Here is a 20,756-nt window from a genome sequence, read left to right as displayed (position 1 = left end):
CGCCAGAAGGTTCACCGCGAGCGGCAGAAAAGTGAAGCTTGCATTGGGTGCCGTCGGCGTCATCCTGCCCGACATGACGCTCAAAGCCTCCCTGCCGGCTCTGTTGATCGCATTGGTAATGGTGGCGGGCCAGGCGTCCGCGCAGACGACCGGAGCGCCGCTGCCCATTTCGGTCCAGACTGCCTGGTCACGTGTTCGCGCAGCCTTGACGCCTCAGCAGCAGGCCAATGAGGTGCGGGGTTTCCTGTCGGCGCTCGCCAACGAGAACAGACGGCCGACGACGCCGGCGCTGGATGCGCGCGATATCGCCTCGGGCCGCGCCGTGTCGCTCGACGACCCTGCCTTGCTACAGCGCCCTCAGGCGCACGAGGTCACGGTGACGGTGGACGGTCAATTCCTGATCTTCCGTCCGCTGTCCCGCGCCAGTCTGGAGCCGTTTTTCGGCCGTTAGGAACAATCGGCCCGACCGTGTGGTTGTCAGATGCAGTCAACACTTAGGAGCCCATCATGGCCGATATCGAAAACACCCAGCCCTCGCTCGAAGACGAAGTCGCCGCCAACCGCGCCATCGAACAGGGCCTCGGCGTCGGCACCCGCGAGCTGGCCGCCCAGCGCGAACCGGGCGGCGTGGTTACGCCGGACGAGGACGAAGGCTCTGAAGACGGCGTATCGACCGACGCTGACGAACTGGACGAAAGCCTGGCCGTTCAGGGCGTCGACGACGCCGACTGATCAGGCAGCCGCGTAGATGCTCTGGAACAGGGTCGCGCCGTCGGCGGAGCCGAGTTCGGCTTCGAAGGCGCGATCCGGGTGAGGCATCATGCCCAGGACGTTGCCGCGCGCGTTCTGGATGCCGGCGATATCGTTGACCGAGCCGTTCGGGTTGTCGACGTAGCGGAAGACGACCTGACCCTCGCCCTCGATCCGGGCGAGGGTTTCGGCGTCGGCGAAGAAGTTTCCGTCGCCGTTGCCCTGGGTCATCGTCACTTCGCGCTGGCCCTGATAGCCGGCGGTGAAGCGGGTCTGGCCGTTGGCGACGGTCAGGGCGATCGGCTTGCAGACGTATTTCAGACCCTTGTTGCGCAGCAGGGCGCCGGGCAGCATTCCGGCCTCGCACAGGATCTGGAAGCCATTGCAGATGCCAACCACGGCGACGCCATCGTCCGCGGCCTTCTTCACCGCCTGCATGACCGGCGACTGGGCCGCCATGGCGCCGCAGCGCAGATAGTCGCCGTAGGAGAAACCGCCGGGGATGACTATCAGGTCCAGGCCCTGGGGCAGTTCGGTCTCGGCGTGCCACACCATGGAGACCGGCTCGCCGGTGGAGCGTTCGACGGCGACCTTACAGTCGCGATCACAGTTGGAACCGGGGAAGACGATGACGGCTGCGCTCATGGCGCGGGCCTTTAGCAGGGTTCTTTCGCCTTGTCAGGCCGTCGCGCGCGCCCGACCGGTCAGCCAGGCGATCAGGAAGATGACAAAGCCGCCCAGGGACAGGCCCATGCCGACCCAGCCGGTCGAGGCCCAGCCATAGCCCGCCGCGATCGCCATCCCGCCGAGCAGCGGGCCGATGGCGTTGGCCGTGTTGAACGCCGAATGATTGAGCGCCGCCGCCAGGGTCTGGGCGTTGCCGGCGACGTCCATCAGCCGCGTCTGCAGAATCGAACCCAGGCCGCCTCCGCCGCCGATCAGGAAAACCACGACCATCACGGCCCACAGGTGGGGCGCTGCCAGAGGATAAAGCGCCAGCGCCGCTGCGCTCCAGAGCAACAGGCCGCCAGCCGCCTTGAACCCCAGGTGATCCGCCGCCCAGGCCCCTAGGATATTGCCGAGGAACATGCCGACCCCGAACACGGCGAAGACCCAGGGCAGGACGTCGGGGCCGGCGCCCGTCACCGCCTCAAGCGTCGAGGCGAGATAGGCGTAGACCGCGAACATGCCGCCAAAGCCAATGGCGCCCACGCCCAGCGTCAGCCAGACCTGGCCGCGCTTGAGGGCGCCCAACTCGCGCCAGGGGCTGGCGTCGGGGTGGGCAGGATCGCGCGGCGCGAACAGGGCGACCAGGGCCATGGTGACGACGGCCAGCACGCCGACGATGGCGAAGGTCCAGCGCCAGCCATGGGCATGGCTGATCATGTTGACGACGGGCACGCCCAGAACGGTGCCGACCGTCAGCCCCATCAGGATGGTCGAAACTGCACGGGTGCGAAAATGCAGCGGCACGATGGAGGCCGCGACTAGGGCCGCCACGCCGAAATAGGCCCCGTGCGGCAGGCCGCTGAGGAAGCGGAAGACCAGCATCCAGTGGTAGGTTGGGGCCAGGGCGCTGGCCACATTGCCGATGGCGAACAGGGCCATGAAGGCGATCAACAGCAGCCAGCGTGGGTAGCGTGCGCCTAGGACCGCCAGGATCGGCGCGCCGACCACGACGCCGGCGGCATAGGCGCTGATGACATGGCCCGCCGTTGGCGCATCCACGCCAAGCCCGGCGGCGAAGTCCGGCAGGATGCTCATGGCCGCGAACTCGGTCACGCCGATCGCGAACCCGCCCATGGCCAGGGCGATCAGCACAAGGGCGACCGCCCCGCGTGAGCGGACGGGAAGGGGAGTGTCGAGGGCGGCGTCGGTCATGTTGCGCTGCACACTAATCAGCGTTCATGACGCCACAAGGGCGACGCCGCCCTGCAACGATCACGCTTTGTTTTCGTAGGTGGCCGTGATCGACGCCTTGGCCAGGGTGTGGAAGTGCAGGTTGAAGCCGAACACGGCGCCGGAGTTGTCGGCAGTGACCTCCAGGCTTTCGACATCCACGGCGAAGACGGTGAAGATGTAACGGTGCGGGCCATGGCCGGGGGGCGGGGCGGCGCCGCCGAAGCCGGGCTGACCATAGTCTGTGCGGCCCTGGATGGCGCTGTGGGGCAGATGCCCGCCCGGCGAACCGGCGCCGGACGGCAGCTCGGTCACATCCGCCGGAATATTGGCCACTGTCCAGTGCCAGAAGCCCGAGCCGGTCGGCGCATCGGGATCATAGCAGGTGATCGCATAGCTCTTGGTCCCCTCCGGCGCGCCTGACCAAGACAGTTGGGGCGATTGATTGCCCTTGGCGTGAACCTGGGCGTCCGGCAGCACGCCGCCGTCCTGAATATCGGTAGAGGTGAGGGTGAAGGTCATGGGCGCTCCGTCAATCAAGCCGTCTGCTAAACTGGCGTCGATGCCGAAGGATGCAACCGTCCCCTTCCCAAGACATGGGAGAGGAGACAGCAGACCTTACGCCGCCTCGATGCGGTAGCTTTCGATCACCGTATTGGCGAGCAGCTGCTCGCACATTTTCTTGGCTTCGCCTTGCGGGTCTTCGGCGCCGGCGAGGTCGAACTCGATCAGCTTGCCGACGCGGGCATTGGAGACGCCCGACCAACCCAGACCCTGCAGGGCGCCTTCGACGGCCTTGCCCTGAACATCCAGGACGCCGGGCTTGAGGAAGACGTGAACTTTTACCTTGGCCATCAGTGCAGTCCTCCCTGGATCACCGTCGGCATGCCCTTCATGATGCCCAGGCGACGCGCGACTTCGGTATAGCTTTCAATGACATTGCCCAGGTCGCGGCGGAAACGGTCCTTGTCCAGCTTCTCACCGGTCGAGGCGTCCCACAAGCGGCAGCTGTCGGGGCTGATCTCGTCGGCCAGCAGGACGCGGCTGAAGTCGTTTTCCCACACCCGACCGAACTCGATCTTGAAGTCGACCAGGGTGATGCCGACGGCGCTGAACATGCCCGACAGATAGTCGTTCACCCGCACCGTCATCGCCAGCATATCGTCCAGCTCCTGGGTCGAGGCCCAGTTGAAGGCGGTGATGTGCTCTTCGGTGACCATCGGGTCGTTGAGCTCGTCCTTCTTGTAGTAGAATTCGATGATCGAGCGGGGCAGGGGCGTGCCTTCCTCGATGCCCAGGCGCTGGCTCATCGAGCCGGCGACGATGTTGCGGCACACGACTTCCAGCGGAATGATCTCGACTTCGCGGATCAGCTGCTCGCGCAGGTTCAGACGCTTGATGAAGTGGTTGGTCACGCCGATGCCGTTCAGGCGCGACATGATGAACTCGCTGATCTGGTTGTTGACCACGCCCTTGCCTTCAAGAACGGCCTTCTTCTGCGCGTTGAAGGCGGTGGCGTCGTCTTTAAAATACTGGATCAGGGTGCCGGGCTCGGGTCCTTCGTACAGGATCTTGGCCTTGCCTTCGTAGATCTTCTTGCGCTTGCTGTTCATGGTCCGGTCCCGGCTTACGGGCGCCCTCCAGAAACAAAAATCGCGCGGCCATATGTGGAGGGGGAAGACCCGGTCCTGGCGGCGCGTTTCGGAATCGTTCGGGCAGTCAATCTCGTTCGGGGTCTCCTTAGCCGAAGGCGGCCCTCGATACAAATGAGGATGGCCGGCGCCGCATTCACTGGGGACAGGATGTCCATGCGACGGAAGTCAGGTTGCGTTCGCGGGCGGGCGGTCTATAGACGGCGCTTGCCCCGACGTTAGCGGGGTGGACGGAGCTTTGCTGAGCGAAATGACGACCTTCGACGATCGGGAAAAGGCTTTCGAAGCCAAATACGCCCTCGATCAGGAGCAGGAGTTCAAGGCCATCGCCCGGCGCAACCGGATGCTGGGCCTTTGGGCTGCCGAAAAGATGGGCTTGTCGAGCGAAAGTGCGGACCAGTACGCCGCCGCCGTGGTGCGCGCCGATTTCGAGCAGCCGGGGGACGAGGACGTGTTCCGCAAGGTCGCCGGCGACTTCAAGGCCTCGGGCCTGTCGGTGTCGGAGGGCGAGATTCGCTCCAAGATCGACGAACTGGCCTCGATCGCTCGCGAGCAGATTCGCGCCGGCGAGTAATCACCTCGGTCTTTGGACTGATCTGAGAATTCGAAAGGGCCGCACCCGGGGGAAAGTGCGGCCCTTTCTTCTTGCCGGGGACGTTGGGGGGATGTCTCACCCGGCGTACTGTGCGTCTCGCGCCCCTAAAGAACACCAGGGCCGAGATTTGGTTTCAGGCGTCGCCGCCCGAAACCAAATATTTTTACGGCATCAGAACCGTGTCGACGACGTGGACGACGCCGTTCGATTGGCCCACGTCGGCCTGGGTGATCGTGGACTTGCCGCCCTTGGCGTCGGTGATGACCCAGGTGTTGTTCGGGCCGGCCGACACCTTCAGTTCTTCACCCTGAACCGTCTTCAGCGTGGCGGTGCCTCCGTTGGCCTCGGCCTGGGCTGCGATATCGGCAGCCGTCAGACGACCGGCGACCACATGGTAGGTCAGGATCTTGGTCAGATCCGCCTTCATCGCCGGCTGCATCAGGCTGGTGCGCGTCGCCTCGGGGATCTTCTCGAAAGCGGCGTTGTCAGGGGCGAAGACCGTGAACGGGCCCGCGCCCTGCAGGGTGTCGACAAGGCCGGCGGCCTTCACGGCGGCGACCAGGGTCGTCAGGTTGGAGGCTTTGGAGGCGTTGGCGACGATCGTTTCGTTCGGGCTCATGGCCGCGCCACCCACCATCGGGTCGGTCGCGGGCGCCATGGCGGCGCCGTCAGCCGGGGCCATGGCGGTCGATTCCGCCGGCGTCGTGGCGGCCGGCTCGTTGTTGCCGCAGGCGCCGAGCGCCATCAGCGCGCCGCCGGAGACGGCGACGAGCATAAGATTGCGAAGTTTGGTCATGTGTTTCGTTCCCTTTGGGCCGCTCTCAAGGCGGTAACGGGAACGTTACGCGCGACAACGAACAATGGATGCATGTCGCGCGACAAGACATCGCAGCTTCACCATTCAGTTGTCTCGCGCATTTCTATGCTGCTTTGCAGCAAGAAACCTATCGCTCAACCAGATCGGTCAACGAATTCCAGACATTCGCCTTGCTCGTCAGTGGAATCGCATGAGCAGGGCTGGATGAGGGCAGGTCGATGAAGCGAACCCCTGCGACGTCGCCCATAATGCGCCGTCCCAACTTGGCCGCCAGCTTGCCGTTGAAGGCGACCGCTCTCAGCCGCGGCAAGCTGCCGATCAGGCCGCGCAGATCAGCCGCCTCCGGCGAGCGGATCTCGGCATCCAGACTGCCCGACCTTTCCGCCGACGCAATCACATCCCACAGGCCCACGCCGCGCGCCTTCAATCGATCCAGCCGCTGCTCATAGGGTTGTGCCGCCAGGTCTTCACCCAGCACCCCGCTGATCAGCGGCCAGAAGGCGTTGCGCGGATGGGCGTAGTACTGGGCCGCCTTCAGCGAGGCGTCGCCGGGCAGGCTGCCCAGGATCAACAATCGGGTTTCCGCATCGACGACGGGGGCGAAGCCAACGCGTCGGATGTCCGTCACGCGTCTCCGAACACCCTTTTGAACACCACGTCCACGTTCTTGGTGTGATAGCCGAGGTCGAACAGGGCTTCGAGCTGGTCGGCGGGCAGGGTGACGCGGTCGTCGGCCTTCAGGAAATCCAGGAAGGCGCCTTCGCCGCGCCAGACCTTCATGGCGTTTTCCTGAACGGCGGCATAGGCGTCTTCGCGCGACACGCCGGCCTGGGTCAGGGCCAGCATCACCCGCTGCGAGTGCACCAGGCCGCCCAGGCGGTCGATGTTCTTCTGCATATTCTCTGGGTAGACGTTCAGCCGCTCGACTACATTGGCCAGACGGTGCAGGGCGAAGTCCAGGTGGATGGTGGCGTCCGGGCCGATGCCGCGCTCGACCGAGGAGTGGCTGATGTCCCGCTCATGCCACAGGGCGACGTTCTCCATCGCGGGCGTCACGGCCGAACGGACCAGACGGGCCAGACCGGTCAGGTTCTCGGTCAGGATCGGGTTGCGCTTGTGCGGCATGGCCGACGAGCCCTTTTGACCCTTGTCGAAGAACTCCTCGGCTTCGAGGACTTCGGTGCGTTGCAGGTGGCGGATCTCGACGGCGAGACGTTCGACCGAACTGGCGACGACGCCCAGGGCGGCGAAGAAAGCGGCGTGGCGGTCGCGCGGGATGACCTGGGTCGAGACCGGCTCGACCGTCAGGCCCATCTGGTCGGCGACATACTGTTCGACCGCCGGATCGACGTTGGCGAAGGTGCCGACGGCGCCCGAAATGGCGCAGGTGGCGATCTCTTCCTTGGCGGTGATCAGGCGGCGTTTGGCGCGCTGGAACTCGGCATGATAGCCGGCCAGCTTCAGGCCGAAGGTGACGGGCTCGGCGTGGATGCCGTGCGAACGGCCCACGGTCGGGGTGTATTTATGCTCCTTTGCGCGGGTCTCCAGCGCGGCCAGAACGCGATCGACGCCTTCGATCAGCAAGTCCGACGAGCGCGCCAGCTGAACCGCGAAACAGGTGTCCAGCACATCCGAGGAAGTCATGCCCTGGTGCAGGAAGCGGGCTTCCTCGCCGACGATCTCGGCGACGTGCGTCAGGAAGGCGATCACGTCGTGTTTGGTGGTGCGTTCGATCTCGTCGATGCGATCGGCGTCGAAGGTCGCATCCTTGCCCTTGGCCCAGATGGCGTCGGCCGATTCCTTGGGGATCACGCCCAACTCGGCCATCTTCGTGGCGGCGTGGGCCTCGATCTCGAACCAGATCTTGTACTTGGTTTCCTGGGACCAGATGGCGGCGGCGACGGGGCGGGAGTAGCGCGTGATCATGGGCGGGTCGTGTCGGTCGTGGGGGGCGTGGAGTCAAGGTTTGCGGGACGGCGCGGTTGACTTTGCCGGCGGTTGTCCCAGATTCAGCGCGCTTTCAGGAGGACGACCTCCCCCACATGGGACCAACGCCGGGACGACCCGACGCCATGCAGGGAGAATGTCATGGCCTGGGTATTCCTTCTTTTCGCCGGCCTGCTCGAAGTCGTCTGGGCGTTTCTGATGAAGGCGTCGGCCGGCTTCACGCGACCGTGGCCGACCGTGGGCATGATCGTCTTCATGATCGGTTCGTTCGGTCTGCTGTCGCTGGCGATGAAGACCCTGCCGTTGGGCACCGCCTACGCCATCTGGACCGGCATCGGCGCGGTCGGCGCCTTTGTGGTGGGCGCGGGTTTTCTTGGCGAGCCGCTGACGCCGCTCAGGATCGCGGGCGTCGCCCTGGTCGCATCGGGCCTGGTTGTGCTGAAGCTGGCGGCGAGCCATTGATGGCGGCGACAGGAGACGCGTGATGGAACTGGTGATCGGCGACAAAGCCTATTCGACGTGGTCGCTGCGGCCGTGGCTGGTGCTGAAACATTGCGGCGCGGCCTTCGACGAGATCATCGTGCCGCTGAACCAGCCTGACACCGATCAGCGCATCCGTGAACATTCGCCGTCCGGCCTTGTCCCGGTGCTGAAGGTCGAGGGCGAGGTGATCTGGGATTCGATGGCCATCGCCGTCTGGGCGGCCGAACGCTATCCGCAAGCCCGCCTCTGGCCGTCAGACGACCATGCGCGCTGGCTGGCGCGTTCGGCGGCGTGCGAGATGCACGGCGGCTTCGCCGCCTTGCGCACGGCCTGTTCGACCGGCCCGGATCACTGGATGGTCGGCCCCAGCCGCGCACCGGCGCCGGACCATCCGGGCCTGGCAAAGGATTTGCGCCGGATCGTCGAACTGTGGCGGAGCCTGCGTGACCGGTTCGGCGCGAGCGGGCCGTATCTGTTCGGCGACTGGTCCGTGCCGGACGCCTTTTTCACGCCGGTCGCCGCCCGCATCCGCCATTTCCAGCTGGACCTCGCCGCCCACGGAGACGACGGCACGGCCCAGGCCTATGCTGAGACCTTGTTGGCCCATTCGCACTTTCTTGAGTGGGAAGCCGACGCGCTGGGCTTAACGCGCGACAACCATCCCGGCTGACGCAGCGTTAAGTGAGCGCTGTTATTTCGATGGAATGACGCGCCCGGTCCTGCCCAGCCCTTCGACCCAAGCCGCTGCGCGCGGCCTCAATCCGGTCATGGCCTATGGGCTTGCGGCCTTGGTCGGGGCGGCGTTTTGGGCCAGCCTGCTGTTCGCGGTCTTCTAGGAGGTCAGCGCGCGCCGGCGATGGGCGTGGTCTCGGCGATTAGAACCGTCTCGGCTTGCGGAGGCGGGGCGACGTAATCCAGCGCCATCGGAACGGCGCGCGCCCCCGACGCGACGGCGTCCAGCGTCTTCAGCGGGCCGCCGAACAAGCGCTGATAGATCCAGTAGCTGGCCATGACCTTTTCGACGTAGTCGCGCGCCTGGGGCACGTCGATCGTCTCGATCAGCAGCAGGGGATCGGCGTCCGCGCCCAGCTTCCTGACGGCCGCCAGCATCGGCCCCGGCCCGGCGTTGTAGGAGGCCACGGCCCGCAGCAGATCGCCCTGGAAGGCCGGCAGGGCCAGCATCTTGTTGATGTAGGCCTGGCCCAGACGCATGTTGACCGCCGGAACCAGCAGCTTGGTCGGGTCCGAGACGAAGGTGCGATCGCCGGTCATCTCGGCCGCCGTCGTCGGCATGACCTGCATCAGCCCATAGGCGCCGACGCTGGAACGGGCGTTCGGATTGAAGTCGGTTTCCTTGCGCGCCAGGGCGTAGACCAGCGCCCGCTCGATGACGAAGCCGCCTTCGGGCGTAAGGTCCGGGATGGGATAGCGCGTCGCGTCGATGCGCGTGGCGTCGCCGTTATTGACCGGCAGGATGGCGCGCGCCAGGGCCGTCCACATCTTGGCCGCATCGCCCACGGCGGTGCGCAGCCCGGACCGCAGCTCGGTCTCGGCATCGGCATTGCGCCCGACCTCATAGAAGGCGACGGTGCGTTTGGCGCGGGCGTCGGCCTGGACGAAGGCTTCCAGGGCGGTCGGTTCGACGGCGGCGCTCTGGGGCACATAGGCGGCGCGGCGCAGGCGTGGCTCGGCTTCGTAGGGGCGGGGGCCCATGTTCTCGATCGTCGGCTCTTCTCCGAGCTGACGCAGGGCGATCTGGCCATAGAAGGTGGCGGGCCACTGGGCCGACAGGCGCAGATAGTCGGTGACGCGATCCTGGCGACCGGACTGGGCGGCGGCGCGCGCGGTCCAGAAGGCGGCGCCGGCGCGGACCCAGGCGTCCTCGGTTGGATCGTTGGCGACGCGTTCGAAGGCGGCGAAGGATTCGTGGAACTGGCCCAGGCGCCATTCCGCCAGGCCGACCGTCCACCAGTCGCCGATCTGGCGCCCCAGGGCCGAGGCGCCGGTCAGGTCGTCATTGTTGTAGGCGACGCGCGCCGCCTTGGCCGGATCGGTCACGCCGCCGTCGCCGGACACGGCGCTGACCAGACTGTTCCAAGTGCGGCCCAGCACGCCGCCAGGACGCACCGGCTCGGGCGCGCCGTCGGGGCGACGACGCAGCGCCAGCGTATAGACCCGGTCCGCGCACGGCAGATCCGAATAGGTCTCAAGCCAGGCCGTCAGCTCTTCGTAGGTGGCGACATGATCGGGATGAAACAGGCTCTCGAACTCGACCTGACCCAGCAGCACGCGGTCCTGCGCCTGACGGGCCGCCGTGCGGGCCGTCTCGATGTCGCCGCGTCGCAGGGCGTCAAAGGCGGTGGTGTAGGAGATTCTGTCGGCCGAGCTCAGCGCGGTGGGACGTCCGGAACCGGCACTGGCCTCGGCGGTTGACCCGTAGGGCGTCTCGGCGGTCGCGGCCGTTGTGGCGGCGCAGAACGCAAGGACGATCGTCGACGCGAGGATCGCGCGGCGGAACAGAAACATAAGCGGCGGCCCCCTCGTTGGCGACGCGCGTAAGATACAGGCGCGTGTATGGCGATCGGTCGTCAGCATGCGAACATGCCGCGATTAGCCTTGTTCTTCAACCGAGTCCGTTTCAAGGCGAACGGCCAGCGAAAGCAGATCGCTCCAGACCTGTCGTTTCGCTTGTGGCTGACGCAGCAAAAAGGCGGGATGCAGGGTCGGCATGACGGGCGCCGACACCGCCCCTTCCAGCAGGCGCCATTCCTTCCAGTTGCCGCGCAGCTTCATGATGCCTTCTTCGGCGCCGAGCACCGACTTGGCCGAGGCTGCGCCCAACAGCAGCACCGCCTTGGGCTTCAGCAGGGCGAAGGCGCGCTCGACAAAGGGCGCGCACACCGCCTGTTCCTGCGGGCTAGGGGTGCGGTTGCCGGGCGGGCGCCAGAAGACGGTGTTGGTGATGAACACCTTGTCGGTCAGGCCTGCCGCCGCCAGCATCCGGTCCAGCAACTGCCCGGCCTTGCCGACGAAGGGTTGCCCCGCCCGGTCCTCATCCCCGCCTGGACCTTCGCCGACGATCAGAACCGAGGCGTTGGGGTTGCCGCGTCCGAACACCGATTGCGTCGCGCCCATGCCGCGCAGCGGACAGCCCTCGAACCCCGCGACCGCCGCCGCCAGATCCTGAAGCGTCGCGGCGCCAGCGGCCAGCCGCCGCGCGTCGGCGAGGGCGTCATCGGCGTTGACGCCGGCCAGGGGCATGACGACCGAGGCCGTCGCCCTCTGCACCGCCTTTACGGCCGGCGGCGGGGCGACATGGGTGTGATCGACGGGCGCATCGCCATAGCAAGCGTCGACCCCCGCATCCCGCCAAAAGGCGAGCAAGCTTTCGACTGCAGCGATGTCATGGGGTTGCGCGTTCATGTCTCGGAACACCGATAAGCCTTGACCGCCCTCGCGTCACCTTCCGATAAGCGGCATAACCACACAGATAACCGGGATTCAGGGGAAACCATGGCCGAAGACGCCATCGAAGGCGGCGCGGAAAACGCCCGTCAGGACGCCATCATCGACAATCTGCCGCCGCTGGAGGCGCTGAACGGCGTCGAGCGCGAGATTATGGAATATGATGTCGTGATCGTCGGCGGCGGGCCTGCGGGCCTGTCGGCGGCCATCCGCCTGAAGCAGCGCGCGGAAAAGGATGGCAAGGAAATCACCGTCGCGGTTCTGGAAAAGGCGGCCGAGGTCGGCGGTCATATCCTGTCGGGCGCGGTCATCGATCCCAAGGCGCTGAACGAGCTGTTCCCCGACTGGAAGGAACGCGGCGCGCCGCTGGAGACGCCGGTCACGAAGGACAAGTTCCTGCTGCTGGGCCCGCAGGGGTCGGCGTCGCTGCCGATGCCGCTGATGCCGCCCTTCATGCACAATCACGGCTGCTACATCGCCTCGTTGGGCAACGTCACGCGCTGGCTGGGCGAGCAGGCCGAGGCCCTGGGCGTCGAGGTCTATCCCGGCATGGCCGCCAGCCACGTCGTCTGGGAAGAAGAGACGGGTCAGGTGAAGGGCGTCGTCGCCGGCGTCTTCGGCATCGACCGCGAGGGCAAGCCGACCGGCGATTTCCAGCCCGGCATTGAACTGCACGGCAAATATGTCTTCATCGCCGAGGGCGTGCGCGGCTCCCTGGCCAAGACCATCATCGCCAGGCACAAGCTTCAGGACGGCAAGTCGCCCCAGAAATACGGCATCGGCCTGAAAGAGTTGTGGCAGGTGCCGGCCGACAAGCACCAGCCCGGCCTGGCCCAGCACACGACCGGCTGGCCGCTGGACGAACACACCGGCGGCGGCAGCTTCCTGTATCACTTCGGCGATCGCTACGTGGCCGTCGGCTATGTGGTTCACCTGAACTACAAGAACCCGTTCCTGTCGCCGTTCGACGAGTTCCAGCGCTTCAAGCACCACCCCGAGATCGCTCAGCACCTGAAGGGCGGAACGCGCATCTCCTACGGCGCGCGCGCCATCACCGAGGGCGGCCTGCAGTCGATCCCGAAGCTGAGCTTCCCCGGCGGCGTGCTGATCGGCTGTTCGGCCGGATTCGTGAACGTGCCCCGCATCAAGGGCAGCCACAACGCCATGAAGACCGGCATGCTGGCCGCCGACGCCGCCTATGAGGCCGTTCAGGCCGGGCGCGCGGGCGACGAACTGGTCGAATACCAGACCGCCTTCGAAAAGAGCTGGGTCTACAAGGAGCTGTCGGTCGTCCGAAACGCCAAGCCCCTGCTGTCCAAGTTCGGCACGACGCTGGGCGGGGCGCTGGGCATGTTCGACATGTGGTGCCGCACCCTGTTCGGCGGTCTGTCGCCGATCCCGACGCTGAAGCACGAAAAGACCGACGCCGCCTCGACCGGCCTGGCCGCCGACCACAAGGCGATCGCCTATCCGAAGCCGGACGGCAAGCTGTCGTTCGACAAGCTGTCGTCGGTGTTCATCTCCAACACCAATCACGCCGAGGACCAGCCGGCCCACCTGAAGCTGCTGGATCCGTCGATCCCGATCCGCGTCAACCTGCCCAAATACGGGGAGCCGGCGCGGCTTTACTGCCCGGCCGGCGTGTATGAGGTCGTCTATGGCGACGAGGCGGCCAAGGCCGATCCCCGCTTCGTCATCAACGCCCAGAACTGCGTCCACTGCAAAACCTGCGACATCAAGGATCCGTCGCAGAACATCGTCTGGACCACGCCCGAGGGCGGCGGCGGTCCCAACTATCCGAACATGTGACGGAACGGGGCAGGGGCGGCGTTCCGCCCTTGCCCGCCGCTGCAAAAGCGTGAAGGGTCCGGGCATGATCGCCTCCCGTTCTCGCCTGTTCGCCGCCTCCCTGACCGTCCTCGCCGTGGCGCTTGCCGGCCATGCCTCGGCTCAGGACACGACCCCGCCCGCCCCGACGCCGGACACCCATCCGCCGGCCGTCATCCTGGAGCCTGGTCAGACGGCGCCGGGCAAGGGCACACCAAGTCAGGTGCCGACCCAGGCCGCGCCCGATCCTCACATCATCATCACCGACACGCCCGCGACGCCGGCGATCCCGGCTGTCTGGGCGCCGATCCCGACGAACGCCGAGGGCCGCAGCGCCTATGGTCTGTATCTGGCGGGCAAGCTGGCCCTGATGCAGGGCGAGGGGGCGACCGGCTCGGACTATCTGGCCCAGGCGGAACGACTGACGCCGGAACAGCCGCGCGTGCGCGAACAGGCCTTTACCTCCGCCCTGCTGACCGGCGATCTGGACGTGGCGGCCGCCCTGGCCCCGACCGATGCGACCGCGTCTCCCGCGTTTGTCGAGGGCGGACGGCTGGTGCGTCTGGTTCAGGACTTCGTGCGCGGCGACGCCAGGACGCCGAACGCCGAACTGGCCCGTCAGCCCATCGGCGCGCCGCATGCGCGCGCCGGTTTGCTGGTCGCGCCTTGGATCGCGGCGGCGGCGGGCGACTGGACCCGTGCGCTTCAGCCGGTCCCGACCGCCGGCGATCCCCTGACCCTGGCCTTCGCCCGCATCAATCGCGCCGCCCTGCTGGAAAAACGTCGCGACTATGCCGAGGCCGAGGTCGAGCTGAAGACCGCTTCCGAAGTCGCCGGCGTCGGCGCCCTGTTCAAACGCCCCTATGGCGAGTTTCTGGAACGGCGCGGACGCCGCGACGACGCCGTCGCCCTGTATGAAACCGCCATGGCGGTCCAGCCGGTCGATCCGGGCGTGGCCCGCGCGCTGCAGCGGCTGAAGGACGGCGGCCGCCCGCCTGCCTTGCCCGACTTCCGCGAAGGCGCCGCCCAAGGCCTGATCACAGCCGCCGCCCAGGCTTCGGCCGAGCGCGGCAACGAGTTCGCCGCCGTCTATCTGCGCCTCGCCCAGAACCTGCACGACGATGACGAGACCGAATATCAGCTGGCCCAGGTGCTCTCGCGCGCCGGTCTGAAATCCGCCGCCCGCAACGCCCTCTCGCGGGTCGGGACCGCCGATCCAAAACTCTACGCCGCCGCCCGCGCCCAGTTGGCCGTGGCGCTGGAAGAGGACGGCCAGTCGCAGGAGGCGCTCACCGAGCTTCGCCGCGCCGCCGCCGCCAGCCCCGATGATCGGCAGATCGCCTTGGTCTTGGCCGGTCAGCTGATGCAGCTGAAACAGCATGACGAGGCGCTTGCGCTGCTGGATGGGCCGCTTCTGAACACCGCCGATCAGGGCGCCAGCGTCCACTTCCTGCGCGGCGCCGCCTATGAGGCGTTGGGTCGTGTTCCCGAGGCCGAGGCCGAACTGTGGGCCGCGCTTCAGACCGCGCCGAACGACGCCGACATGCTGAACTACCTCGGCTATCTCTGGGTCGATAAGGGGCTGCGGGTTCAGGAAGGCGCCGAGATGATCGCCCGCGCCCATGCGCTGGAGCCCGACAACGGCAATATCCAGGACTCTCTGGGCTGGGCGCAGTTCAAACAGGGCCAGTACGAAACCGCCGTCAACACGCTGGAAGAGGCTGTCGACAAGGAGCCGTCCAACGCCGAGATCAATGATCACCTCGGCGATGCCTATTGGAAGGTCGGCCGTCAACGCGAAGCCGTCTGGCTGTGGAATCGCGTCCTGGTGCTGGAGCCTGAACCCGAACGTCGGGCCGAGGTCGAACGCAAGATCGCCAATGGGCTGGACAGCGCGCTGAGCGCTAAGGGCGTCGCGCAATAGGTCATGCCTGCCCTGACCGCCTTGGCGCCGGCCAAGATCAATCTGTTCCTGCACGTCGGCGCGGTGGACGCGGACGGCTATCATCCGCTGTCCAGCCTGGTCGCCTTCGCCGATGTCGGGGATCGCGTGTCGGTCGAGCCGGCGGATCGCTTGTTGTTGACTATCACAGGTCCTTTCGGCGCTGGACTGGGGGCGACGGACGACAATCTGATCCTGCGCGCGCTGCGTCAGCTGGGCGAGGCCTGCGGCATCGGAGAGCCGAAACTGAAGGTCACGCTGGACAAGCGCCTGCCCATCGCGGCGGGGCTGGGCGGCGGATCGTCCGATGCGGGCGCGGCGCTGAAGCTGGCGCGCGACGTCCTTGCGCTCGATCTCGACGACCACGCGCTTGAGGCGGTTGCGGGCGTCGTCGGCGCGGACGGGCCGATGTGTCTGCGGATGCGCACGGCCTGGGCCGAGGGGAGGGGAGACGTGCTGACCGACGAACCCCGACTGCCGCCGCTGCCGACCGTGCTGTTCAATCCCGGCGTCCCCTCGCCGACCGGCGCCGTATATCGCGCCTATGATGAGGGGCCGGTGCGGGCCGCCGATAGGCCCTCGCCGCCACACGAGTGGTCCATCGCCGCCGTGATCGACTGGCTGTCGGTCCAGCGCAACGATCTGGAAGCGCCCGCGCTGGCCCTGACGCCGGCGATCGGCGCGGCCCTGTCGGCGGTGGCGGCGACCGACCAGATCGCGCTGACGCGAATGTCCGGCTCAGGCGCGACGGTGTTCGGTTTGTATCCGAGCGACGACGCGGCCCAATCTGCTGCGCGCGCATTGGCCGCCGCACATCCCAGGGCCTGGGTCAAAGCAACGCAACTGTCCGTACAGCAACGCTAAAGCTTTGTGGCCGAATACCGGCGGTCAGGCTGCGAAACCGGCGATTTCGCCCAGGTCTCGCCCAGATCATCACAAACGTTACGCATTGTTTCGAAATCTCGGAACCAGATCACGGCGTTCTGATTTGAGTCGGCAGTTCCGATGTCTGGAACGGGTCGCCTTCTCCCTCGTGGCGATCCTCAAACAGGAAAAAGGAAATCGCCATGCTTCGTGCAAAATTGCTTGCCGCCACGGCCGTCGTCAGCCTGATGGCTGCCCCTGCTTTCGCCCAGGACATGACCGCCCCGGCGACCACGACGACGCCCGCCCCGGCGACCATGCCGCAAACCGATCCGGCCATGCCAGCCACGCCGCAGACGCCGGCTCCGACGGCTGAGACCGCCGCGACCACGACCACGACTGCGGAGGCGACCACGCCCGTCGCCGGCGAAACCGTCGTCGACAAGCTGAAGGCCAGCGGTCAGTTCACCACCTTGCTGGCCGCGCTGGACGCCGCCCAGCTGACCGACACCCTGGCCAGCCGCCCGGCCATCTCGATCTTCGCCCCGACCGACGCCGCCTTCGCCGCCGTGCCCGAGGCCGAGCGTACGCGTCTGATGGACCCGGCAAACGCCGCCGAACTGCGCCAGCTGCTGCTGTATCACGTCATCGTCGCCGACGTGACGCCCGACCAGATCATGGGCAAGAAGGGCGGTGTAGAGACGGCTGCCGAGAGCCAGGTTTTGCTGGACGGCACCGGTTCGGCCATCAAGGCTGACGGCGCGACCGTGGTCAGCGCCGAGTTGGACGCCTCGAACGGCGCCATCTTCCCGATCGATAAGGTCCTGAACCCGGCGAATTCCATGGCTGCCATGGGCGATGAAGAGGCCGCCGCGCCGGTCGAAGCTGAGTCTCCGGCCGCTGAGGCGACGCCGGCTGCTGAAGCGACGCCGGCCCCGACCGCGCCGAACGGCCAGCCCGCCGCGATGACGACCACCACGTCCTCGTCGCCGGTCGTCAATCCGACTGACGGTCAGGTCGACACCCCGGCCACGCCGCCGGTTGATGCGGCTGATCCCGCCGCCGACGGCGCGGCCGAAGCCAAGCCGACCCCGAACTGATCAGGGTCATCCACGCGCTCGCTCGGTAGCGTGTTGAAGCGGAAGGCGGCGGGCCCTATGGTCCGCCGTCTTTTTTGCAGCCCCTCCCCACGAGCCTGATTTGACCACCTCGACCGAGCCGCTCGCGTTTCAGGACCTGATCCTGACGCTCCACCGCTATTGGGGCGAGCAGGGCTGCGCCATTCTGCAACCCTATGACATCGAGGTCGGGGCCGGCACGCTGCATCCCGCCACCGTCCTGCGCGCGCTCGGCTCCAAGCCGTGGAAGGCCGCCTATGTCCAGCCCAGCCGCCGCCCTGGCGACGGCCGCTATGGCGAAAACCCCAATCGCCTCCAACACTATTACCAATACCAGGTCATCCTGAAGCCGAACCCGGACAACCTTCAGGCGCTGTATCTGGGGTCGCTGGCGGCCATCGGCATCGATCCGAAACTGCACGACATCCGCTTCGTCGAGGACGACTGGGAAAACCCCACCGTCGGCGCCTGGGGTTTGGGCTGGGAGGTCTGGTGCGACGGGATGGAGGTGACGCAGTTCACCTATTTCCAGGGCGTCGGCGGCATCGAGGTCGACGTGGTGTCGGGCGAGCTGACCTACGGGCTGGAGCGTCTGGCCATGTATGTGCAGGGCGTGGACAACGTCTATGATCTGAAGTTCACCAAGGAGGGCCTGACCTATGGCGAGGTCTTCCTGGAGAACGAGCGGCAACAGTCGGAAGCCAACTTCCACGGCTATGACGTCGACGGGCTGAAGCGCCGGTTCGAGGACATGGTGGGGGAAGTTCAGCGCCTGCTGGACATGCGCGGGCCGCAGGATCAGCCTCTGGTCTTGCCCGCCTACGACCAGGTTCTGAAGGCCAGCCACCTGTTCAACCTGATGGACGCCCGCGGCGCCATCGCCGTCGCCGAACGCCAGAGCTACATCGGCCGCATCCGCGAACTCTGCAAAGCCTGCGCCCTCGCCTATGTCGAACAAGAGCGGAAAACCGCCTGATGCCCCAACTTCTTCTCGAAATCTTCTCTGAAGAAATCCCCGCCCGGATGCAGCAGGGGGCCGCGCGCGACCTCGACCGCATGGTGTCCGACCGGCTGAAGGCTGCCGGCCTGACGTGGGACGCGCTGACGACCTATGCCGGTCCGCGCCGCCTGACGCTGGTCATCGACGGCTTGCCCACGGCCACGCCGGACCGCGAGGAAGAGGTCAAGGGCCCGCGCGCCTCGGCCCCGGAACAGGCGCTGGAAGGCTTCCTGCGCAAGACCGGCCTGACCCGCGATCAACTGACCGAGCGCGACGGCGTCCTGTTCGCCGTCCTGTCGTCCAAGGGGCGCGCCACGACCGATCTGGTCGCCGAGACGGTGGATCAGGTGATCCGCACCTTCCCCTGGCCCAAGTCGATGCGCTGGGGTTCCGGCACGCTGCGCTGGGTGCGTCCGATCAAGCGCATCCTGTGCCTATTCGACGGCAAGGTAGTCCCGTTCGAGATCGACGGGATTCAGAGCGACGCGATCACCGAGGGCCACCGCTTCCTGGGTTCCGGCGCGCTGCTGCGCGTCAGCGACTTCGTCGACTATCGCACCCAACTGGAAAAGAATTTCGTCCTGCTGGACGTCGCCGACCGCAAGCTGCGCATTCTGGAACAGGCCAAGGCCGCCTGCACCGCGCGCGGCCTCGCCCTGGTCGATGACGACGGCCTGCTGGACGAGGTTGCGGGTCTGGCGGAATGGCCGACCCCGATCCTGGGCGACATGGACCCGCAGTTCCTGGCCCTGCCGCCGGAAGTCGTGCGCCTGTCGATGAAGGTCCACCAGAAGTATTTCGCCGTCCGCGATCCGTCCAAGGATGGCCTCGCGCCCAACTTCCTAGTCGTCGCAAACGTCGAGGCGACCGACGGCGGCAAGGCTCTGGCCGCCGGCAACAGCCGGGTCCTGTCCGCCCGCCTGAATGACGCCCGCTTCTTCTGGGACGAGGATCAAAAGGTCGGCTTCGACGCCTGGAACGCCAAACTGTCCGGCGTCACCTTCCACGCCAAGCTGGGCACCCTGGCCGAGCGCGTCGAGCGCATCGCCGCCCTGGCGCGCGAGATCGCGCCGCTGGTCGGCGCCGACGCCGACGAGGCCGAAACCGCCGCCCGCCTGTCCAAGGCCGACCTGCTGTCGGGCATGGTCAGCGAGTTCCCGGAACTGCAGGGGATCATGGGCGGCTATTACGCCCGTCTCGCCGGCCATTCCGACGCCGTCGCCGACGCCGTGCGCGACCACTACAAACCCCAAGGGCCCGCCGACACGGTCCCGACCGCGCCCGTCACGGTCGCCGTCGCCCTAGCCGACAAGCTGGACACGCTGGTCGGCTTCTTCGCCATCGACGAAAAGCCCACGGGGTCGAAGGACCCGTTTGCCCTGCGCAGAGCCGCGCTGGGCGTGATCCGGTTGGTGCTGGAGAATGAGGTTACAGGGTCGCTCGGTGAGATCACAAGCGGTCATCTTTGGACTGCGCTTCTCAAGGTTGACCTAAGCAAACTCGAAGATGCGGCTCTGGCCTTTGGTGAGCACAGAAAGCTTGAAGACTATAAAGCTTTCGCCAGCCAGTCCGCTATCGTTCCAGTCTGGAACGGGTACATCGACGTCCCGCAAGGCTTGGTCGCGGCTGCTACTTCCATGGATGCTGCAGAGTACGCCTTTGGCAATCCAAATCTACACGCTGCCGAGTGGATAGCTCGCGGCGATAGCGTGGCTAGCTACAGGATTTTGCGCAACACCGCTTCTTACGAGCAGAGTGACGACGGGGCCGTGTCTGAATCTACGGCTTGGGAAATCAATCGTATCGAAGAGCGTGTTTCCAAGTGGGTAAAGCAAGTTACAGATGACCTCCTCGCCTTCTTCGCTGACCGCCTGACCGTCCTCCTGCGCGACCGGGGACAGCGCCACGACCTCGTCGCCGCCGTTTTCGCCCCCATAGCTGGGAAGGCCGACGACGACCTCGTCCGCATCGTGCGTCGGGTGGAGGCGCTGGCCGCCTTCCTCGCGACGGACGACGGGGCCAATCTGCTGGCCGGCTACAAGCGCGCCTCCAACATCCTGCGCGCCGAGGAGAAGAAACCAACCCCGCTCCCGAAAGGCATGGTTCAGACCGGCCTTCCGAACCAGCCCGAGGCCGAGACCACCCTGGCCTTCGCCGTCGGCGCCGCGCGCACCGCCGTCGAGACCGCGCTGGAGACCGAGGACTTCGCCGCCGCCATGACCGCCCTGGCGCGCCTGCGCGCGCCCGTGGACCGTTTCTTCGACGACGTTCTGGTCAACTCCGACGTGCCCGCAGAACGCGAAAACCGCCTGAAGCTGCTGGGCCAGGTCCGCGACGTCATGGGCCAGGTCGCCGACTTCGGCCAGATCGCGGGGTAGGGGCCGCATCGTCCCCTCC

General features: G+C 66.6%; 22 protein-coding genes. 12 read left to right on the top strand and 10 right to left on the bottom strand.

What is annotated here, in order from left to right; translation table 11 throughout:
* Positions 1-31 precede the first annotated feature (31 nt).
* Positions 32-451 carry a hypothetical protein gene (locus tag BVE01S_RS01825; protein ID WP_240612123.1) on the top strand — a complete coding sequence of 140 codons (420 nt, stop codon included), beginning with the start codon at positions 32-34 and terminating at the stop codon, positions 449-451.
* Positions 452-507: 56 nt separating this feature from the next.
* On the top strand, positions 508-732 hold the full coding sequence (locus BVE01S_RS01820) for a hypothetical protein (RefSeq protein WP_066623462.1): 225 nt from the start codon (positions 508-510) through the stop codon (positions 730-732).
* Here the strand turns inward: BVE01S_RS01820 and purQ are convergent, their stop codons facing one another.
* From purQ to purC, 5 genes are all read right to left on the bottom strand, one after another.
* Positions 733-1,395, bottom strand: coding sequence for a phosphoribosylformylglycinamidine synthase subunit PurQ (gene purQ, locus BVE01S_RS01815; RefSeq protein ID WP_017504766.1), 663 nt, complete (start codon positions 1,393-1,395; stop codon positions 733-735).
* A 33-nt stretch (positions 1,396-1,428) separates the two neighbouring features.
* On the bottom strand, positions 1,429-2,631 hold the full coding sequence (locus BVE01S_RS01810) for an MFS transporter (protein ID WP_066624083.1): 1,203 nt from the start codon (positions 2,629-2,631) through the stop codon (positions 1,429-1,431).
* Positions 2,632-2,691: 60 nt separating this feature from the next.
* A complete protein-coding gene (locus BVE01S_RS01805) occupies positions 2,692-3,171 on the bottom strand; it encodes a YbhB/YbcL family Raf kinase inhibitor-like protein (RefSeq protein ID WP_066623459.1) in 480 nt (159 codons plus the stop codon).
* Positions 3,172-3,267: 96 nt separating this feature from the next.
* Complete coding sequence (gene purS, locus BVE01S_RS01800) at positions 3,268-3,504, bottom strand: phosphoribosylformylglycinamidine synthase subunit PurS (protein WP_066550016.1); 237 nt, start codon at positions 3,502-3,504, stop codon at positions 3,268-3,270.
* Positions 3,504-4,262: a phosphoribosylaminoimidazolesuccinocarboxamide synthase gene (gene purC, locus BVE01S_RS01795; protein ID WP_055752965.1), complete on the bottom strand. Its 759-nt coding sequence runs from the start codon at positions 4,260-4,262 to the stop codon at positions 3,504-3,506. The genes purS and purC overlap by 1 nt, the downstream gene beginning before the upstream one ends.
* A 289-nt stretch (positions 4,263-4,551) precedes the next feature.
* On the opposite strand from purC, the gene BVE01S_RS01790 reads away from it, so the two are divergent.
* A complete protein-coding gene (locus tag BVE01S_RS01790; RefSeq protein WP_039244540.1) occupies positions 4,552-4,875 on the top strand; it encodes a DUF1476 domain-containing protein in 324 nt (107 codons plus the stop codon).
* A 184-nt stretch (positions 4,876-5,059) separates the two neighbouring features.
* Here the strand turns inward: BVE01S_RS01790 and BVE01S_RS01785 are convergent, their stop codons facing one another.
* From BVE01S_RS01785 to purB, 3 genes are all read right to left on the bottom strand, one after another.
* The gene (locus BVE01S_RS01785; RefSeq protein WP_055752966.1) at positions 5,060-5,692 is read right to left on the bottom strand and encodes a fasciclin domain-containing protein; all 633 of its coding nucleotides are present in this window, start codon (positions 5,690-5,692) and stop codon (positions 5,060-5,062) included.
* Positions 5,693-5,840: 148 nt separating this feature from the next.
* Positions 5,841-6,341 carry a DNA-deoxyinosine glycosylase gene (locus BVE01S_RS01780; RefSeq protein WP_066623456.1) on the bottom strand — a complete coding sequence of 167 codons (501 nt, stop codon included), beginning with the start codon at positions 6,339-6,341 and terminating at the stop codon, positions 5,841-5,843.
* The gene (purB, locus tag BVE01S_RS01775) at positions 6,338-7,639 is read right to left on the bottom strand and encodes an adenylosuccinate lyase (protein ID WP_055752968.1); all 1,302 of its coding nucleotides are present in this window, start codon (positions 7,637-7,639) and stop codon (positions 6,338-6,340) included. The genes BVE01S_RS01780 and purB overlap by 4 nt, the downstream gene beginning before the upstream one ends.
* 162 nt (positions 7,640-7,801) lie before the next feature.
* Here purB and BVE01S_RS01770 point away from each other — a divergent pair, with 162 nt between their 5' ends.
* The 3 genes from BVE01S_RS01770 to BVE01S_RS17350 are packed head-to-tail and all read left to right on the top strand — an operon-like array spanning position 7,802 to position 8,979.
* Entirely contained in the window at positions 7,802-8,122 is a 321-nt protein-coding gene (locus BVE01S_RS01770) for a DMT family transporter (protein ID WP_066623452.1), read from the top strand.
* Between the two features lie 22 nt (positions 8,123-8,144).
* The gene (locus BVE01S_RS01765) at positions 8,145-8,813 is read left to right on the top strand and encodes a glutathione S-transferase family protein (RefSeq protein ID WP_066623444.1); all 669 of its coding nucleotides are present in this window, start codon (positions 8,145-8,147) and stop codon (positions 8,811-8,813) included.
* 34 nt (positions 8,814-8,847) lie between these two features.
* Positions 8,848-8,979, top strand: coding sequence for a hypothetical protein (locus BVE01S_RS17350; protein ID WP_276309710.1), 132 nt, complete (start codon positions 8,848-8,850; stop codon positions 8,977-8,979).
* A 4-nt stretch (positions 8,980-8,983) separates the two neighbouring features.
* On the opposite strand, the gene BVE01S_RS01760 is transcribed toward BVE01S_RS17350, so the two are convergent.
* Both BVE01S_RS01760 and BVE01S_RS01755 read right to left on the bottom strand, forming a co-directional pair.
* Entirely contained in the window at positions 8,984-10,669 is a 1,686-nt protein-coding gene (locus BVE01S_RS01760; protein ID WP_066623442.1) for a lytic transglycosylase domain-containing protein, read from the bottom strand.
* A gap of 84 nt (positions 10,670-10,753) precedes the next feature.
* Entirely contained in the window at positions 10,754-11,566 is an 813-nt protein-coding gene (locus BVE01S_RS01755; RefSeq protein ID WP_066623439.1) for a uracil-DNA glycosylase, read from the bottom strand.
* Between the two features lie 195 nt (positions 11,567-11,761).
* On the opposite strand from BVE01S_RS01755, the gene BVE01S_RS01750 reads away from it, so the two are divergent.
* From BVE01S_RS01750 to glyS, 6 genes are all read left to right on the top strand, one after another.
* On the top strand, positions 11,762-13,417 hold the full coding sequence (locus tag BVE01S_RS01750) for an electron transfer flavoprotein-ubiquinone oxidoreductase (protein ID WP_088582903.1): 1,656 nt from the start codon (positions 11,762-11,764) through the stop codon (positions 13,415-13,417).
* Between the two features lie 64 nt (positions 13,418-13,481).
* On the top strand, positions 13,482-15,359 hold the full coding sequence (locus tag BVE01S_RS01745) for a tetratricopeptide repeat protein (protein ID WP_066623435.1): 1,878 nt from the start codon (positions 13,482-13,484) through the stop codon (positions 15,357-15,359).
* Positions 15,360-15,362: 3 nt separating this feature from the next.
* Entirely contained in the window at positions 15,363-16,241 is an 879-nt protein-coding gene (locus BVE01S_RS01740; protein ID WP_066623433.1) for a 4-(cytidine 5'-diphospho)-2-C-methyl-D-erythritol kinase, read from the top strand.
* A 203-nt stretch (positions 16,242-16,444) separates the two neighbouring features.
* A complete protein-coding gene (locus BVE01S_RS01735) occupies positions 16,445-17,341 on the top strand; it encodes a fasciclin domain-containing protein (RefSeq protein WP_084375235.1) in 897 nt (298 codons plus the stop codon).
* 100 nt (positions 17,342-17,441) lie between these two features.
* On the top strand, positions 17,442-18,335 hold the full coding sequence (locus BVE01S_RS01730) for a glycine--tRNA ligase subunit alpha (RefSeq protein ID WP_066623428.1): 894 nt from the start codon (positions 17,442-17,444) through the stop codon (positions 18,333-18,335).
* Positions 18,335-20,737 (top strand): glycine--tRNA ligase subunit beta, encoded by a 2,403-nt coding sequence (gene glyS, locus BVE01S_RS01725; RefSeq protein WP_066623423.1) that lies wholly within the window; start codon positions 18,335-18,337, stop codon positions 20,735-20,737. The genes BVE01S_RS01730 and glyS overlap by 1 nt, the downstream gene beginning before the upstream one ends.
* Positions 20,738-20,756: the final 19 nt, after the last annotated feature.

Source organism: Brevundimonas vesicularis NBRC 12165, assembly GCF_001592205.1.
Classification (GTDB): Bacteria; Pseudomonadota; Alphaproteobacteria; order Caulobacterales; family Caulobacteraceae; genus Brevundimonas; species Brevundimonas vesicularis.
Note: the sequence above shows the minus strand (reverse complement) of the source record. Positions and strands in the feature narration are given on the sequence as shown.